The sequence below is a fragment of the Acidimicrobiia bacterium genome, assembly GCA_009694375.1.
Lineage (GTDB): Bacteria > Actinomycetota > Acidimicrobiia > Acidimicrobiales > VFJN01 > VFJN01.
The window spans coordinates 1-15,840 of sequence record SHVB01000030.1; the positions used below are offsets into that span (position 1 = coordinate 1).

At 66.9% G+C, this 15,840-nt stretch carries 16 protein-coding genes, 1 tRNA gene and 1 pseudogene; 10 read left to right on the forward strand and 8 right to left on the reverse strand.

All coding sequences use genetic code 11. The features are described 5' to 3' along the window. The coding region (locus EXQ71_12335) for an aminotransferase class I/II-fold pyridoxal phosphate-dependent enzyme (protein MSO88284.1) at positions 1-1,071 on the forward strand (1,071 nt) is incomplete at its 5' end. A gap of 25 nt (positions 1,072-1,096) precedes the next feature. On the opposite strand, the gene EXQ71_12340 is transcribed toward EXQ71_12335, so the two are convergent. Next, the gene (locus EXQ71_12340; protein MSO88285.1) at positions 1,097-1,840 is read right to left on the reverse strand and encodes an enoyl-CoA hydratase/isomerase family protein; all 744 of its coding nucleotides are present in this window, start codon (positions 1,838-1,840) and stop codon (positions 1,097-1,099) included. A 77-nt stretch (positions 1,841-1,917) separates the two neighbouring features. On the opposite strand from EXQ71_12340, the gene EXQ71_12345 reads away from it, so the two are divergent. Further along, positions 1,918-2,697 (forward strand): formamidopyrimidine-DNA glycosylase, encoded by a 780-nt coding sequence (locus tag EXQ71_12345; GenBank protein ID MSO88286.1) that lies wholly within the window; start codon positions 1,918-1,920, stop codon positions 2,695-2,697. 120 nt (positions 2,698-2,817) lie between these two features. Here EXQ71_12345 and EXQ71_12350 read toward each other — a convergent pair. Continuing rightward, positions 2,818-3,072 (reverse strand): annotated as a pseudogene (locus EXQ71_12350) (dicarboxylate/amino acid:cation symporter). Positions 3,073-3,309: 237 nt separating this feature from the next. Between EXQ71_12350 and EXQ71_12355 the strand changes: the two are divergent. From EXQ71_12355 to EXQ71_12365, 3 genes are all read left to right on the forward strand, one after another. Further along, positions 3,310-3,540, forward strand: coding sequence for a hypothetical protein (locus EXQ71_12355; GenBank protein ID MSO88287.1), 231 nt, complete (start codon positions 3,310-3,312; stop codon positions 3,538-3,540). Further along, a complete protein-coding gene (locus EXQ71_12360) occupies positions 3,470-4,126 on the forward strand; it encodes a DUF4202 domain-containing protein (GenBank protein MSO88288.1) in 657 nt (218 codons plus the stop codon). The genes EXQ71_12355 and EXQ71_12360 overlap by 71 nt, the downstream gene beginning before the upstream one ends. A 60-nt stretch (positions 4,127-4,186) precedes the next feature. Next, positions 4,187-4,262, forward strand: a tRNA-Gly gene (locus EXQ71_12365). Positions 4,263-4,464: 202 nt separating this feature from the next. Here EXQ71_12365 and EXQ71_12370 read toward each other — a convergent pair. Together EXQ71_12370 and EXQ71_12375 are read right to left on the reverse strand one after the other, a co-directional pair. Next, positions 4,465-4,830, reverse strand: coding sequence for a hypothetical protein (locus EXQ71_12370; protein MSO88289.1), 366 nt, complete (start codon positions 4,828-4,830; stop codon positions 4,465-4,467). Further along, positions 4,599-5,114, reverse strand: a complete 516-nt coding sequence (locus EXQ71_12375) for a methyltransferase domain-containing protein (GenBank protein ID MSO88290.1) — start codon at positions 5,112-5,114, stop codon at positions 4,599-4,601. Before EXQ71_12375 ends, EXQ71_12370 begins: the two co-directional genes overlap by 232 nt. Positions 5,115-5,523: 409 nt before the next feature. Here EXQ71_12375 and EXQ71_12380 point away from each other — a divergent pair, with 409 nt between their 5' ends. Continuing rightward, complete coding sequence (locus EXQ71_12380; protein ID MSO88291.1) at positions 5,524-7,578, forward strand: acyltransferase; 2,055 nt, start codon at positions 5,524-5,526, stop codon at positions 7,576-7,578. Positions 7,579-7,916: 338 nt separating this feature from the next. Here EXQ71_12380 and EXQ71_12385 read toward each other — a convergent pair whose 3' ends face one another. Continuing rightward, complete coding sequence (locus EXQ71_12385) at positions 7,917-10,271, reverse strand: CocE/NonD family hydrolase (GenBank protein MSO88292.1); 2,355 nt, start codon at positions 10,269-10,271, stop codon at positions 7,917-7,919. A gap of 52 nt (positions 10,272-10,323) precedes the next feature. Continuing rightward, complete coding sequence (locus EXQ71_12390) at positions 10,324-10,542, reverse strand: hypothetical protein (protein MSO88293.1); 219 nt, start codon at positions 10,540-10,542, stop codon at positions 10,324-10,326. A 174-nt stretch (positions 10,543-10,716) separates the two neighbouring features. Between EXQ71_12390 and EXQ71_12395 the strand changes: the two genes are divergently transcribed. After that, positions 10,717-11,934, forward strand: coding sequence for an acyl-CoA dehydrogenase (locus EXQ71_12395; GenBank protein MSO88294.1), 1,218 nt, complete (start codon positions 10,717-10,719; stop codon positions 11,932-11,934). Here the strand turns inward: EXQ71_12395 and EXQ71_12400 are convergent. Continuing rightward, on the reverse strand, positions 11,924-12,196 hold the full coding sequence (locus tag EXQ71_12400; GenBank protein ID MSO88295.1) for a ferredoxin: 273 nt from the start codon (positions 12,194-12,196) through the stop codon (positions 11,924-11,926). The genes EXQ71_12395 and EXQ71_12400 overlap by 11 nt on opposite strands. A gap of 128 nt (positions 12,197-12,324) precedes the next feature. Here EXQ71_12400 and bioA point away from each other — a divergent pair, with 128 nt between their 5' ends. Genes bioA through EXQ71_12415 form a run of 3 tightly spaced genes read left to right on the forward strand, consistent with a single transcriptional unit; the run spans position 12,325 to position 15,365 of the window. Continuing rightward, positions 12,325-13,611 (forward strand): adenosylmethionine--8-amino-7-oxononanoate transaminase, encoded by a 1,287-nt coding sequence (gene bioA / locus EXQ71_12405; GenBank protein MSO88296.1) that lies wholly within the window; start codon positions 12,325-12,327, stop codon positions 13,609-13,611. Next, on the forward strand, positions 13,611-14,726 hold the full coding sequence (locus EXQ71_12410; GenBank protein MSO88297.1) for an 8-amino-7-oxononanoate synthase: 1,116 nt from the start codon (positions 13,611-13,613) through the stop codon (positions 14,724-14,726). Before bioA ends, EXQ71_12410 begins: the two co-directional genes overlap by 1 nt. 6 nt (positions 14,727-14,732) lie before the next feature. After that, entirely contained in the window at positions 14,733-15,365 is a 633-nt protein-coding gene (locus tag EXQ71_12415) for a hypothetical protein (GenBank protein ID MSO88298.1), read from the forward strand. 7 nt (positions 15,366-15,372) lie between these two features. Here EXQ71_12415 and EXQ71_12420 read toward each other — a convergent pair whose 3' ends face one another. After that, positions 15,373-15,840 carry a cupin gene (locus tag EXQ71_12420; protein MSO88299.1) on the reverse strand — a complete coding sequence of 156 codons (468 nt, stop codon included), beginning with the start codon at positions 15,838-15,840 and terminating at the stop codon, positions 15,373-15,375.

Below are 15,840 nucleotides of genomic sequence, written 5' to 3' on the forward strand. Positions count from 1 at the left end.
ACCTACGAGGTGGACACGGTGGCGGAGCACGCCGCCATGATGGGAGCCGAGCGCACCACGAAGTTGTACTCCCGGTTCGGGAGTCCGACCGTGCGCGAGTTTGAGGACGCCATCGCCGAGATGGAGGGGGCGGAGGCGGCGTTGGCGGCCGCGTCGGGCATGGGCACCGTCACGGCGGTGCTGCTGGCACTGTGCTCACAGGGCGACCACGTCGTGGCGACCAACCAAGTGTTCTCGGTGACCTACGGTCTGCTGGCCTTTCACCTCCCTCGCTTCGGCATCGAGGTGACCTTCGTGGACGGGACCGATGCCGAGGCCATCGCCGCCGCGGTGATCCCCGGGCGCACCCAGGTGGTGTTTGTGGAGACACCGGCCAACCCGGCGCTCTCCATCGTGGACCTCGACGTCTTGGGGGCGCTGGCGGGTCCGATCACCGTGGTGGACTCAACCCTGGCTGGCCCCACGGTGCAGCACCCCCTGGAGCACGGGGTGGACTTGGTGGTCCATGCCGCCACCAAGGGCATCGCCGGGCACAACGACAGCCTGCTCGGGGTGGTGGCGGGCAACCGTGATCTGATCGATGTGATCTGGGGCTGGCAGTCGACCATGGGGGCCCAGGCTTCCCCCTTTGATGCGTGGAACGCGTTGCGGGGCCTGCGGACGCTCCCGATTCGTGCCCAGCGGCAGGCGGCATCGGCGGGGGAGTTGGCCGCCTTCCTGGAAGGGCATGCGGCTATTGAATCGGTGGCGTACCCGTTCCTGCCCAGCCATCGGCAATACGACCTGGCGAAGCGGCAGATGACTAGCGGTGGTTCCATGGTGGCCTTCGAGGTGCGCGGCGGTGCGGAAGCCACCATCGCCTTCATCGACCACTGCCGACTGGCGCGCATTGCTCTCTCGCTCGGCGGCCCCGAAACCCTGCTTACCCACCCCGCCACGGTGTCGGCCCGCTACAGCCCCGCCGAGCGGGCCGACCTTGGGATCACCGATGGGTTGGTGCGCATGTCGGTGGGGCTCGAGCACGTGGATGATCTGCGGGCCGATCTCGGTCAGGCGCTGGGCGGTTCCTGAGTCCGCTCAGGATGAGGGCCGGAGGTTAGGTAAAGAACTGGGCCAAGGCGGCCCGGTTTTCTTCGGAACCCACCATGCGAAGGAACTCGTTGTCCTCGCGCGCCCGGGCGGCTCGCACGGCGTCGAGTCGTCCGGCGACCATGAGGCGTTTGGTGGTCTGTAGCGAGTCCACCGGCATCGCACCGATCTGGCGAGCGACCATCATCGTCTCGGGTAGGAGAGCCTCAGGGGTGGTGACCTTCCAAGCCAAGCCGGTGGCCACGGCCCGCTCGGCGGTGATCCAGTCGGCGGTAAAGATGAAGTGGGCGGCGTCCTGCCAGCCCATGCGCTGGGGGAGGAGGAGGGATCCGGCCGCTTCGGTCGTCACTCCAAGGGTCACGAAGGGCACCTTGAGGCGGGCGTTGTCGGCGATCCAGACGATGTCGCAGTAGGGCAGCAGCGTGGCCCCGATTCCCAACCCGAGACCGTTCACCGCCGCCAGCAACGGTTTGTCGAACTCTTCCAGCACCGGGATCAGAGCCCGGTAGCCGTGCATGGCTCCGTCGGCATGGTCCGGTGGCGCCATCATCTCGGCGAGGTCTTGCCCGGCGGTGAAGGCCCGGCCGGTGCCGGTGATCACCACGCACTTGAGATCGGGATCGGCCTGGGAGCTGAGGAGGGCGGCGGTGGTGGCGTCCCACAGTTCGTCGTTCAGGGCGTTGAGCGCCTCGGGGCGGTTCCAGGTGATGAGGCGCACCCCGTCGGCGTCTTGGATATCTACGATGCTCATAGTCCCCTACTGTGCCATTGGCGAGACCCCGGAGGTGACGTTGCGGAAGCGTTGCCGAGGCGACACGCTGGGATGCCATGCCCGAGATGATCGAAGTGGAGTACTACCGGCGAGTGGCCGAGCGTCTGGTGGGCCTCGCCCTCACCGGGGTGGTGGCACCGGATGCGTGGTACCTGAAGGGGAACACCACGGCTCGCGCGCTCCAGGTGGCCCTGCGGGGTACGACTCTCACGAGCACGGATCGCATCGGCAAACTCCTCCTGCTGGAGACCGATGGGCCCACCGTGGGTCTGCGCTTTGGGATGACCGGGCGTCTGTTGGTCGACGGCGAGGGACCCATCGAGAAGCTCGAGTACGCCAGTGCTCGCCGCGATCCCGTCTGGGTGCGCTTTGGGCTGCGCTTCGATGGCGGTCACACGATGCAGATCGAGGATCCGCGCCGTCTGGGCGGTGTTGAACTGGCCCCCGATGTTGGTCATTTGGGCGTGGATGCCCTCGTGATTGGTGCAGCGGCTTTGCGGCGGGGCCTGGCCGCGAGTCGGGCCCCGCTCAAGGCATGGCTGCTCGATCAGCATCATGTGGCGGGGATTGGCAATCTCCTGGCCGATGAGATGTTGTGGCAGGCCGGTCTCGATCCCGCCCGGGTGGCGAGCGCGATCGACGACCGGGAGGCGAAGCGGCTGCATGTCCATCTGCGCCGCACGATCACGCAGCTCATGGCGCGCGGGGGTAGCCATACCGGCGACCTGCAGGTGGCCCGACGGCGAGGGGCCACCTGCCCTCGCGATGGTGCGCCTCTGCAGCGACGGACCATTGGCGGACGCACCACCTATTCGTGCCCGGCCCATCAGTGTTGATGGGTTGTGGCTGTGACCGGTGATGGGCGCCCGGTAGCCTGACACTTCCGTCGGGAAGGAGCAGGTGCGTTGAGCAGAAGCGAGAGGCGAGCACGAAGGAGTCCACTGCTCCTGGTTGTCTCAGGGCTCGGCGTGGCGTTGGCACTGGCACTGGGCTGGGTGGGCCCGGCCGGGGCTGGGGTCCCCCCGACCACCGATACCAGCTCCACCACCACCACGACGACCGCTCCCACCTCCACCACGGCCGCCACCACCACCACGGTGCCGGCCACCACCACCTTCACCACCTCCACCACCGTGGCGCGCCAGACCACCGCGACGCGTCGCACCACCCCTGCGGCCACCCGCGCCGCCTCCACTACGACCACCATCGCGGTGAGCACCTCGGTCGATGTCTTGGTGCCGGGGGATGGCACTGAGGGGGCGGAGTCCACGACCACCACCAGCGTGATCCAGTCAACCAACAACATCAGCCGGGAGGACGGCAGCGACCGGATGTTGATCGCGGCGGTGATCGGGGGTCTTCTGGTGTTGGCGGCAGGCGTCGGTGTGCTCACCTGGCGGTATTGGGTGGCGACGCGACCGCCGCTGTCCTCGGAGTAGGTTTGGGTCATGGCTGAGTTGGATCTAGACCCAGAAGCGATGCTCCAACGCTTCCGTGATCGCGCCCAGGCGGTGCGCAGCCGGCCGCTTCCTCCCGTCGGGGGCGAGGAGCGAACCCGCTTTATCGAGCAGGCGCAGATCGACTTCCAGGACTTCGCCATCCTGGGCGATGCCACCGCCACGTTGGAAGATGGCGTCTTGGTGCTGCGTACAGATCTTCGCCCGACCGTGCCGGGCTGAGATCATGGCGGGACGTTTCGACGAAGCCGTGGCGGCGATAGACGCGGCCAACGCTGACGATCCACACCAGATCGTGGTGCGGGGTGAAACTCGTCCCAAGGAATTGGCTCACGCCGTGTTGATGACCGAGTGGGTTCACCGCCTCGACCCGGGGGCCAGCGAGGCACAATTGTTGGCCGCTCGGGCACACCATCTGCGGCGCTGGTCATCCCCGCGGTCTTCGCAACCGGAGGGACGGGCTGGCTATCTGCGGTGGCGCAGCGCGTTGCGTAAACAGCATGCCGAGGAGGTGGCCGGGCTCTTGGTGGCGGCGGGCTACGACGAGCCCACCGTTAGCCGAGTGCAGTGCATCATCCGCAAGGAGGGTCTGGGCTCAGACCCGCAAGTGCAGGTGCACGAAGACGCCCTTTGTCTCGTGTTCTTGGAGACGCAGCTGGCCGCCACCACCGATTCCCTCGGCGACGACAAGATGGTGGCCGTCATCGGGAAGACAGCGGCCAAGATGAGCCCGGCCGGGTTGGCCTGCGTGGCTGACCTGCCCATGAGAAGCCACGATCGATCGCTGATCGCCCGGGCGCTGGCCTGAGTTTCCGGGTCCCTAGAGGTTGGGGCGGATCGGGTGCTCCTGCTATCGTCGCCCCCTCACGCGGACGTAGCTCAGCTGGTAGAGCACAACCTTGCCAAGGTTGGGGTCGCGGGTTCGAATCCCGTCGTCCGCTCCAAGAATCGGCTGGCAGGGGCACCCAAGCGGTGCCCCTCCGTCGTTCTCGACAAGGGCTGTGCAACTTCCGGGGCGGGCGCTGCCCGCTCGAAGGAGAGGTGTAACCTCGCGCCATCGGGGCGAGTGAAGGAGAGCGGGAAGCCGGCGCTCATCACACCGCTGGAGCGTCTCGTCGCCCCGGCCGGCGCCAAGCAGGGCGTGGCCTAGGGACCTCGGACGGCGACGAGGTCGCATCCGTGGGTGAGCGGCGTGAACTCCATGTACGGGTCATGCCAGCTCCCCTTGAGGAGGTCGAACTCCTCAAGTTGGGCCTCCACGAGCATCTCGCGGATCAGGGCTAAGTCGTAGCCCATCGAAGTGGACGTGCGTTCCGGGAACCGTGAGTAGACGCCCTCCGAGACGCGGATGAAGGCTCGCCCCGCGTTCCGCACCTCGTGCTCGCCGGGGTAGATGGCCATGAAGGTGAGGATGGCGGTGGCTCCGGGTCTACGGAGGCGGGCGACCTCGCGGAGGTAGTTGCGCACGCCATCGGGTGAGATGTGCATGAACACCTCGAACGCGCAGACCATGTCGAAGCTGTCGTCATCGTACGGGAACCGGACCTCCTCAGGTCCCAGTGCCTTGTCGGGCCGATACCGCTCGTTGTGCACTTCGAGAAGGTCGAACCGGAACCCAGGCAGGCGCGGGGGGCGTAGTTCTCCTTGAGCCACTCGATCGCCACCGGCGCGATGTCGAACCCTGTGTAGGTGGCGTCGTCGTCCAGGTAGGACGCGCACTCGAAGGCGAGTCGACCGAGACCGCACCCGATGTCCAGCAGGTCGGTGGCGGGGGTCAGGCCGAAGTGCTGGAGCATCCGGAGCTGGTGCGGCCCCCGGTTCTTCCACCGGCCTTCCCGGCCCACGTTGTGGAGAGACGGGTCGGCACAGGGAGATCACCCCGATCACAGCGCATGAAGGATTCTTGCGCATCCGTGGGGCCCACCGGCAACACACTCGCCATCGGGAGCGGGCTAACCACCGCCCTTCCCGGGTGCCCAGCTGTGAACGCCGGTCGAAAACGGGATCACGGGGGTCATTCAGCGGTCAGGAAAAGTCTGGGAGCGGCGGCGCCGGCCGCGGGCGCGTCGGGTTCGCCGGGTGATGCCCGGCGAAGACCGCCGGTCGGTAGGATGCCGACCCATGAGAGGCGGGGAGGCACACCCATGAGGACGCAGCGCTCGCCGGCGCGATCCCCTCATCGACCGGTACGGCCGGACCGTCCGGATGCCTGTGGCTCCCGGTAGCGCCACGCCGTCCGAGGGGTACCGGGCCTACCTCGACGGTTTGCGGGTGGTGGCGGTGTACCTCGTGGTGCTGTTCCACTCTGGTAGCGAGCGGTTCTCGGCTGGCTACGTCGGCGTCGACGTGTTTTTCGTGCTGTCGGGGTTCTTGGTGACCCAGCTGTTGCTTCGCGACCTGTCCTCGGACGGGTCGATCTCCTACCGCCGGTTCTATGCCCGCCGGTTTCGACGCTTGTTGCCGGCCGCATTCGTGGTTTTGGTGGCTTCGGCGATCGTCTACTCGGCGCTGGCTTCGCCCATCGAGGTGGCGGCCTCGAAAGGCGGGTTCCAGGCCGCCTTCCTGTACGTGACGAACTGGTATTTCATCCGCCAGGCCGGCGACTACTTCGCCGCTGATCCCGCCACCAACCCGGTGCTGCAGTTCTGGTCACTGGCCGTGGAAGAGCAGTTCTATCTGGCCTGGCCGCTGCTACTCGGAGGCCTCTGGCTGCTGGCGCGCCGATTCGACGTCCGCCGGTGGCAGGTCCTGCGCGGCGTGGTGGCGGTTGGCGCACTGGCGTCCTTGCTCTGGGCCTGGTCGCTGCGGTCATCGGACCCATCCCGGGCCTACTACGGCACCGACGCCCGCGCCTACCAGCTCATGGCGGGCGCGCTCATCGCGCTGACGCCCGCACTGGTGACGCGCTTGGCGGGCTTCGCCCGGCCCGCCCGCTGGGTGGGCCTGGCCTCGATCGTGACGATCGGCATCGTCGCCTCGAGTTGGATCTCGCTCGACGCGATCGGGCGCGGGGCCTTGGTCACCCTGGCCACGGCACTGGCCATCGTGGCCCTCGAGGTCGCCGACGGCGGGGTGGCCCAACGGGTGCTCTCCCTTGCACCGATCGTCTACCTCGGGAGGATCTCCTACGGCATCTACCTCTGGCACTGGCCCGTGATCCTGGTACTGGCTCGATCGTTCGACCTGAGCGTGATGTCCACGATCGCGTTCACCACCGTGGTGGCAACGGCGCTGGCCTCGTTGAGCTTCGAGATCCTGGAGCGGCCCGTGCGCTTCTCGGCCGTATTGGACCGCTTCCGAACTCCCGTGATCGTCGGTGGACTCGCCCTCAGCGCGGTGTCCGCGCTCATCATCATCCCCGCCGTGCTCGATCCGTCCCGGACCACCTCGGTTGCCGCGGTCGCCGGGCCCCGGATCCCCACGACCAGCTTCAGCGCCGTCCCCGCCGACCTCGACTTCGCCGCCCTCAAGGCCGACTTCCCGCCGCAGTCGGCCTGCTACCAACAGTCCCCCGATGTCTGCACCCTTCGGGTGGGGTCCGGACCCCACATCGCTCTCATCGGTGATAGCCACGCCCAGATGGTGATCCCGACCCTCACCGCGATGGCCGACCGCTACGACCTCACGCTATCGGTGTCGGTGCAATTCGTCTGCCCCTGGCAGCGCGACCTCTACGCCGTCACGCTCGTCAATCCGAACCAACGCCTCAAGGAATGCCAGAAGGCCAAGGATGACCTCTACGACCGAGTGATCCCGGCCCTCGACCCCGACGTGATCGTCGTGATGAACCGCGGCTACGAGGTACCGAATCAGGAACCCCAATATCGTGGCCCGGACGGACAGCCGCTCGCGGCTAGCGCACCGGAGTTCGATGACTGGCTCGAGCAGACCACGACCGACTCTCTCGCCGAACTGGGCGCCGGGGGACGCAAGGTCGTGATGCTCGAACCCATCCCGTACGGCGTGCTCAACCCGCTCACCTGCCTCTCCGAAGCCGTGAGCGTGGCGGAGTGCCGCTACGTCGTAGATCCCACCCCGACGAGCGTCGAGCGCCTCTATCGTCGTCTCGATGCAGACGACGATCAGGTCTGGTCCGTCGATCTCGATCGCTTGGTGTGCCCCTACCTGCCGATCTGTGATCCCATCGTCGATGAACTCGTGGTGAAGGCCGATTGGACTCACCTCACGAGCACCTTTGCCAGAGCGCTCGCCCCCGCGATCGAGTCGTACTTCGCGGCCAACGGGATCACACCGCCCTGAGGGATGGGGCCGCTGAGATCGCCGGCCGCCGCAGCGATTTCGTGCGGCGAACGGTGTACCTGTCTCAGTTTGTGATGGATGCCATGGGCGGTGCCCATGACGCGCTCCGCCGGGCCCCGAGCGGCGACACCGTCGTGCCCATCCGCCGCTCGCAGGAGAGGGGCGATTCCCCTCACCCTCTCCCCAGCGCTACCCACCGAAGCGGTCAGCCGGGAGCGACGGACATATCGGCAGAAGCGGGCGACGGAGCCGTGTCCCTCACCGGTCAGCGCTGCCGAGGAATCTGTGGACCACCCGCTGGCCCGCTGTCCGCTTGCTTATCTCCGTGAGAACGGGCCTTACCCGGTGAAGCCGGGCGCCGCCGCTCGGGGAGCCACCGGGGGCTGGGCGGGCGGCAGGTCCGAGGTCGTGAACACAATCGCCCCCGTGGGCCGACAGGGCTGGCCCCGCAGCGACGGACAGGCCGGAAGTGGGGTGGGTACGGTGAGGCCGGAGAGCACGGGAAGCGCCACGGAGGATGCCGCCACCCCGCCGGTTCCGATGTGGTGACGAGTGCCAGCCGGGAGAGACAAGATGTCATACGACCAGGTGGCCTGGTCGCCGCCAGGGGTGTTCACGGCGATCCGGATACGAGAGCCGGCTCGGAACACATGACCGAACGCCGGAATGAGCACCCGAACCTTTGTCCACTCGGCCGCCGGCAACGCCGAAATATCGGCCTCGCGTCCGAGGTGGGTGGGGTGGAGCTGGGTGGAGTCGGCTTCAAGGGCTCGGTAACTGGCCCGGAGGCGACCCGACTGAACGAGCATCTCCTGCTGGTCGGGCCTCACTTCCGATACCACGACCTCAAGGTCGGCATCGATCGCGCTGGACTGCACCCACAGGTCCACGCTGCCGGTTCCAAGCATTGTCATGGTGGTGGAAAGCTCGCCCGTTTCGAACGCCACCTCGTGACGGGCAAGGGCGGGTTTCCAGTCGTAGGCAGGTAGGGCCTTCCAGATGGCCGAACTGCCGCCGGAGAAGTAGGTGGTGTCCCCTACGCTCTGATCGGGCTCGAAGCTCACGTAACTCAGAAGGTTCGACTCGGCCTGGTCCTGGAGGCCACCGGTGGGGGTAAGCCACCAGCGATGGGCGGCCACGGCCGGATCGGGCCATCGCTCCACGGTGTGCTCGAAGGCGCCCACCGGGAGGCCGTTGGCGGCGCCGCCCCCGCTCTCGAAGATCACGCGGACCTCGGGTTCGGCCTCGTACTTTTGCCGGGCCTGGGTGGCGTTGGCGACGCCGCCCCAGCGATCCGGCGGCAAGGAGATACCCCCGCCGAAGATCGCCTGGGTAAACAGCGGGGCTAGCGACCGGATGATCGGCGGGATACTGGGCACCTCATTGTCCACGTAAAGGTCGAGGAAGGCGTTCCACTCACTGAGAATCTGCGGGGCGAAGCCGTCGGCGTGGAGGCCGTTGTAGAGCGTGAACCGTTTCACCGGGGCCGAGTCGAAGCGGTCGAGGAGATCGGCGAAGGAGGGGCCGGTCTGCTCGTCCTGCCAGGCCGAGGCGAGGAATATCGGCACGTTGATCTTGTCGGCGAATCGACGCACATCAAGAGGGCCAGCCACGTCGTCGGTGTAATAGCGGGTGTTCTCCGCCTTCTCGACGATGTCTACGTTTTGGAGGCGCAGGCGCTGGTTGTCGGCGCACACCGTGTCGCCTTCGGCAATGAGTTGCCGCACCCAATCGGTGCCCGAAGGGGCCGCGTTGGCGAGCACCTGGCTCGCCCACGAGACCGCGAATCCCGTGTTCAAGATGCCGCCGGGCCGCAGGACCCCGGTAGCGGTGTCGCCGTACACCGACAACGGCGCGATGGACGCGAGGCTGGGGGGCTGGGATTGGGCTACGAAGAGTTGGGCGATGCCGGGGTACGACAGGCCCACCATGCCCACATGGTGCTGCTTCACCCAGTCTTGGGCTCCGATGGTCTCGATGGCGTCGTAGCCGTCGAGCACCTGCAGCGTCTCGAAGAAGTCATAGGCACCTCCGGAGCATCCGGTGCCTCGCACGTTCACCCCCACCACCGCGTAGCCGAGGAGCCCTGCGAGTAGTGACGCCGGTTGGGCCGGGGCCTTGCAGAGCACCGGGAGAGATCCACACAGTGTCGTGGGGTCGACCCCGGGCGGAACCAGGCCGCCCAGACCGGCCAAGGGATTGGAGGGGTCGTAGCCGCTGTACTCAACCACAGTGGGGTAGGGGCCGTCGTCACTGGGTCCGGGCAAAACAACGTTGACCGACAGTTCAGTACCGTCTCGGGTCGTGATGTACTGGAAGCCCTCCTCGAGGGTTTGGCCTTCGTAGAGGGACTGGTCCGGGATCGAATCGGGGGAGGCCACCACGAGCCCGTCGGTGACGACACCGTCAATTTCCACGGAGTAGTCGCCGCCGGGAGCGAGGTTCCGGAACAGCACGCCCCCCAGGGCATCAGCCTCGGTGGTGTCGCTGTCGGCGGGGGTGGCGGCCAGTGGACGGACAAGGTGAACGTCGGTTCCCGGGGTGAGCCCCGTCACCGAAATCTGCTCAACGCTCTCCCTCACCTCGTAGGTGGGGGCGAGGCGGGGACGCGACCACTGGGCCACCGCCGGTGCTCCCATGGCCAGCGACCCCACAACGACGGCGGAGGCCAAGACGACGCGCGTGATTTTCATCCCGGTTGCTTAGCAGTTACGGGGGCTCGGTTGTGGTCGGGACCCCCCGGGGTTAAGGCGCCCAGGCGGGGGTGAGATCGAGGCGGAGGATGCTGGTGATGTCGGCGGTACGGAAACTGGCCACCCGGGTGGCCCAGACATCCACCACATTGCGGCCATCTCGGCATCGGTAGAAGGTGGTGAGTGCGCCGTCGGGGGCGTACGCGTCGGCCCCGCGGACCTCGATGACGGTGTCCCCAATCTGCACTTCGTACGAGGCGTTGGTGTCCATGGATGCACCGTACGACGGGTGCCCTGTGGGAAGGAAGTGGACAACCCTGTGGATGTTTCGTCGCCGGGTTGTCCGGTGTGGTGTGCTCTAACCTTCACGATCGCTCAGGAGTTGCTCATGCCCGCTAACCCGCTCAACCTCGATGACTTCGGAGGAGAGCTCTACAACCTCAGCATGTCGGCGGGGGCCCGTCCCCTCCTGGAGCAGGTGAAGGAGTTCATCACCAACGAGGTCGACCCCATCACGGCCGAGTTTTTTCGGTTGGGCGAGGGTCGGGCCGAGCGCTGGAGCTTTGCCCCTGGCCAACTCGAACTTCTCGATGGTGTGAAGGCCAAGGCGAAGGCGATCGGGCTCTGGAACTTTTTCCTCCCCGATGCCGAGACGGGTCAGGGGCTCAGCAACCTCGACTACGCCTACATCGCGGTGGAACTCGGGAAGAACCCGCTGGCCTCGGAGTGCCTCAACTGCGCCGCCCCCGATACCGGAAACATGGAGGTGCTCGAACGGGTGGGCACGCCCGAGCAGAAGCAACGGTGGCTTCAGCCGCTACTCAACGGCGAAATCCGTTCGTGCTACGCCATGACCGAACCGGACATGGCCAGTTCCGATGCCCGCAACATCGCCACCGCCGCCGTGCTCGATGGCGATGAGTGGGTGATCAACGGGGAGAAGTTCTACATCTCCGGTGCCGGTGATCCCCGCTGCAAGATAATGATCTGCATGGTGCGCACGAACCCCGAGGCCGCCAGTCACCAGCAGCAGTCGCAGATCCTGGTGCCGATGGACACCCCCGGGGTGGAGGTACTCGGGCCGATGCACGTATTCGGGCACGACGACGCGCCCCACGGTCACATGCACATCCGCCTCCACGATGTGCATGTGCCCAAGGAGAACGTTCTCCTCGGCGAGGGGCGCGGCTTCGAGATCTCGCAGTTGCGCCTCGGCCCCGGTCGGATCCACCACTGCATGCGCTCCATCGGAGCCGCCGAGCGAGCCCTGCAACTCATGGTGGAGCGGGGCTTGAGCCGGGAGGCTTTCGGCAAGCCGCTCATCTCGCTGGGTAAGAACACCGAGACGGTGGCGCGAGCCCGCATCGAGATCGAAGCCATGCGTCTGATGGTGCTCAAAGCGGCGAAGGCCATGGACCTGATGGGCAACGCCGAGGCCCGCGTGTGGGTGAGCGCGGTGAAGGCGATGGTGCCCGAGCGGGTGTGTCAGATCATCGATCAGGCCATCCAGTTACACGGTGCCACTGGCGTATCGCAATGGACGCCACTGGCCGATATGTACACCGGTCAGCGCACCCTGCGGCTGGCCGACGGACCCGATGAGGTGCATCACATGGTGGTGGGGCGAGCTGAGATTGCTCGCTACCAGACGCCTATTCGATGATTTCGAGGAAGATGCATTCCCCGGGGCATTCCTCGGCGGCTTCGATGGTGGTCTCCAGATGCGACTCGGGCACCGCGGCGGTGCCTTCGGCCATTTTGTAGACGGGGTCACCGCCGGCGCCGTTGAAAATGTCGGACCAGCCGGCTTCTTTGACGTAGGCGAGGCCGTCGTCGTGCATGGCGAAGAGGCCGGGCTGAAGCTCGACACAAATGCCGTCACCAGTGCATAGGTCCTGGTCGATCCACACCTTAAGTTCAGACACGGGCTACCTCGATGGGGGGGAATTGGGGGTCCGTAGACCCCCAGCATTCCAGGTGGCGGGGGCCTGAGTCGAGTTGGCGGGGCCCTCGAGCGGAGCGGGTGGCGGCTGGGCGGGTAGCGTCGGGCGTTGTGGGCGATACGCACAGCGGATGGGTGGAGCGCGATGCCGCCGTGGTGTGGCACGGCTTCACCCAAATGTCGGTCTACGCCGACAACGGACCCATCGTGGTTGAGCGGGCCGAGGGGCGTGAAGTCATCGATGTTGAAGGCCGCCGCTACCTCGACGCCATCTCCTCACTCTGGGTAACCACCTTGGGTCACCGAGTGCCGGAACTGGATGAAGCCCTGCGTGACCAGATCGACCAGGTGGCCCACTCCACGATGCTTGGACACGGCAATCGGGCCACGATCGAGCTGGCCGAGGCGCTGGCCCCACGGGTGCCGATAGAGGACCCGCACTTCCTCTTCGCTTCCGATGGGGCCGAGGCGGTGGAACAGGCGCTGAAGATCGCGTTCCAGTACTGGACCAATCAGGGGGTGGGGGGGCGCCATCAATACCTCGCCTTCACCGGCGCCTACCACGGCGACTCCATCGGGTCGCTTTCGGTGGGCGACGGTGGTTTCGGCACCGATGTGTTCGATCCGCTGCGTTTCTCCGTGCGGCGGGCGCCCTATGGCGACGTGGCGGCGAGTGTGGCGGCGATCGAGGAGCACGCCGGGCGGTTGGCGGCGGTGGTGGTTGAGCCGCTCGTGCAGGGCGCGGCGGGGATGGCGATGTGCACGCCGGAGTTCATGACGGCGGTGGCCGACGCCTGCCGTCGGCACGATGTTCTCCTCATCTGCGATGAAGTGGCCACCGGCTTCGGCCGCACGGGCACGTTGTTCGCGGTAGAGCAGTGTGATGTGCGGCCCGATCTCATGTGTCTCGGCAAGGGCATCACCGGCGGCTATCTGGCGCTGTCCGCCACCGCAGTATCCCGCCGGGTCTACGACGCCTTCCTCGGTCCGGACCTCTCGGACCGCACGCTCTATCACGGGCACTCCTACAGCGGGAATGCCTTGGCTTGCGCGGTGGCGAGACGTCATCTGGAACTCATCGATGAACAGGATGTGCTCGCCAACGTCGTGGCCCGGGGCGCGCAGTTGGCCAAGGCTCTCGCTGACCGGGTGGCGCCGATCGCCGCGGTGACCGAGATCCGCCAGCGGGGCTTGATGGTCGGCATTGAACTGGCGCCGCCGGCGGAGGGGCTGCGCTGGGGACGACGGGTGTCGGCGGCCTGCGTAGCCCGAGGAGTGCTCATTCGTCCGCTCGGCGATGTCATTGTGTTGATGCCCATGCTGACGAGCACCGCCGAGGAGATCGATCGCATCGTCGCGGTGGTGGTGGCGGCGATCGCCGAGGTCACGGCCCCCTGATGACCACGTGGGGTCGACGGGTCAGTGAACGCCTCGAGGGGATTCGGCGAGCCGATCAGTGGCGTTCGATCCGCACGCTGGATGGCCGCCTGCCGGAGGCCCTGTTCGATGGGCGCAGCGTGGTGTCGTTCGCGTCGAACGACTATCTCGGCCTGGCCAACCATCCGGGCGTCGCGGCCGCCGCCCGGGACGCCATTGCTCGGTGGGGTACCGGATCGGGCGCCTCGCGGTTGGTGGTCGGGGGTCGTCCCATCCATGCCGAACTGGAGGCGGATCTGGCCCGATGGAAGGGCACGGAGGCCGCCCTGGTGTTGCCCACCGGCTTCGCCGCCAACCTCGCGGTGCTGGCCACCTTGGCCACCTCGGCGGAGGTGCTCGTGGTGAGCGACGAGCTGAACCACGCGTCGATCATCGACGGCTGTCGCTTGGGTAAGGGTCGGTTGGCGATCAGCCGCCACAACGACGTGGACCATGTGGAGTCGTTGCTGGCCGCCCATGGGGGCCCCGCCCTGGTGGTCACCGACACCGTGTTCTCCATGGATGGCGATGTGGCTCCGGTGGAGGCGTTGGCGTCGGTGTGTCGCACCCACGACGCCCTCCTGGTACTCGACGAAGCCCACGCGGTCCTCGGGCCGCATCCCGACCTGGCCGAGGCGCCGTGGCAGGGGGTGGAGGTGGTTCGGGTGGGCACGCTGTCCAAGACGCTCGGGTCGCTGGGAGGATTCGTGGCCGGCAGCCAAGATGTCATCGACCTGTTGGTGAACGCGGCCCGCCCGTTCATCTTCAGCACGGCAACGAGCCCGGGCGATGCCGGAGCCGCCCTGGCGGCGCTGCGGATTCTTCGCTCGGCGGAGGGGGAGGCGCTGCTCGCAACGTTGCGTTCCCATGTGCAGGCGGTGCGGCCCGGCCATCCGTCGCCGATCATTCCCATCGTGCTGGGGGCGGAATCCGCTGCTTTGGCCGCGTCGGCGCGGCTACTCGAGCAGGGATTGCTGGTGCCGGCCATCCGTCCGCCCACGGTGGCGCCCGGCACCAGTCGCCTGCGGGTGGCGCTCTCCGCCGCCCATTCCCACGATCAGGTGGAGCGCCTCGTGAAGGCGCTCGCCGATCTGTAGGCCGCCATGCTGATCGTGTGTGTGGGTACAGCCACCGAGGTGGGCAAGACCTGGGTAGGGGCGGCCACGCTGCGTTCGTTGCGCGCTCGGGGGCACTCGGTGGCGGCCCGAAAACCGGCGCAGTCCTTTGATCCCGCCGATGATCACCCCCTTGACGCCGAGGTGCTCGCCGCTGCCACCGGCGAGGCCACCGAGGCGGTGTGCCTTCCCGAGCGCACCTATCCCGTAGCGATGGCTCCCCCGATGGCCGCCGCGGTACTGGGTCTTCCGGTGCCTTCCCTCCAGGATCTCCTCGACGAGCTCCGCTGGCCCGACCCGAAGCCAGAGGTGTGCTGGCTGGAGACGGTCGGGGGTCCACGCTCGCCCTTGGCGGCCGATGGCGATGCCGTGGATCTACTCGTGCGCCTTGCGCCCAGCCGAGTGGTGGTGGTGGCCGACGCCGGACTCGGCGTGATCAACGCGTTGGGGCTGTCGCTCGCCCCGCTGCGAGAGCGCGGCTACGAGCCGATGGTGGTGCTCAACCGATTCGATGAGCACGACGATCTCCATCGCCGCAACGCCCAGTGGCTCCGCGATCAAGGCGTGGATCCACTCGTGAGCGTGGCGGCTTTGGTGACCGAGATCGAGCAGGACCTCTGAGGCGGTCTCAGGTACCGATCACCGGGGGGCGACCGTGGCCCTCGGCCTCGCACATGGCGAAGTAGAAGTCCCGAATGCCGCCCGCATCGATCACGGTGGTCACGTTGCCCTCGGGATCAAGATTCAGGTTGGCTCCATGGATGATGAAGAACACGTCGGTGATTTCCGTATTCGATTCTGGGACATGGAGGGTGTGCACGGATCCAGCGGGTTCAAACAGGTAACTCCCGGCCACGTTCACTTCATTGGGGTATTCCAGATATTTCCACGACCCCGTGAGGGTGAATGCGTGCACGGTGCCGGTGTGCTTGTGGGTGTCTACCGTCATCCCGGGGCTGAACTTCGTGCGCACTACCCACAGGCCCTGTTCGATGTCGACCTGCAGTAACTGCAGGGTGGAGCCATCGCCCAGGTCGACGAAGGGGAGCTCGTCCTCGCCCCGGAGAATGGTGGTGGGGATGTCGATCGCGGTCAT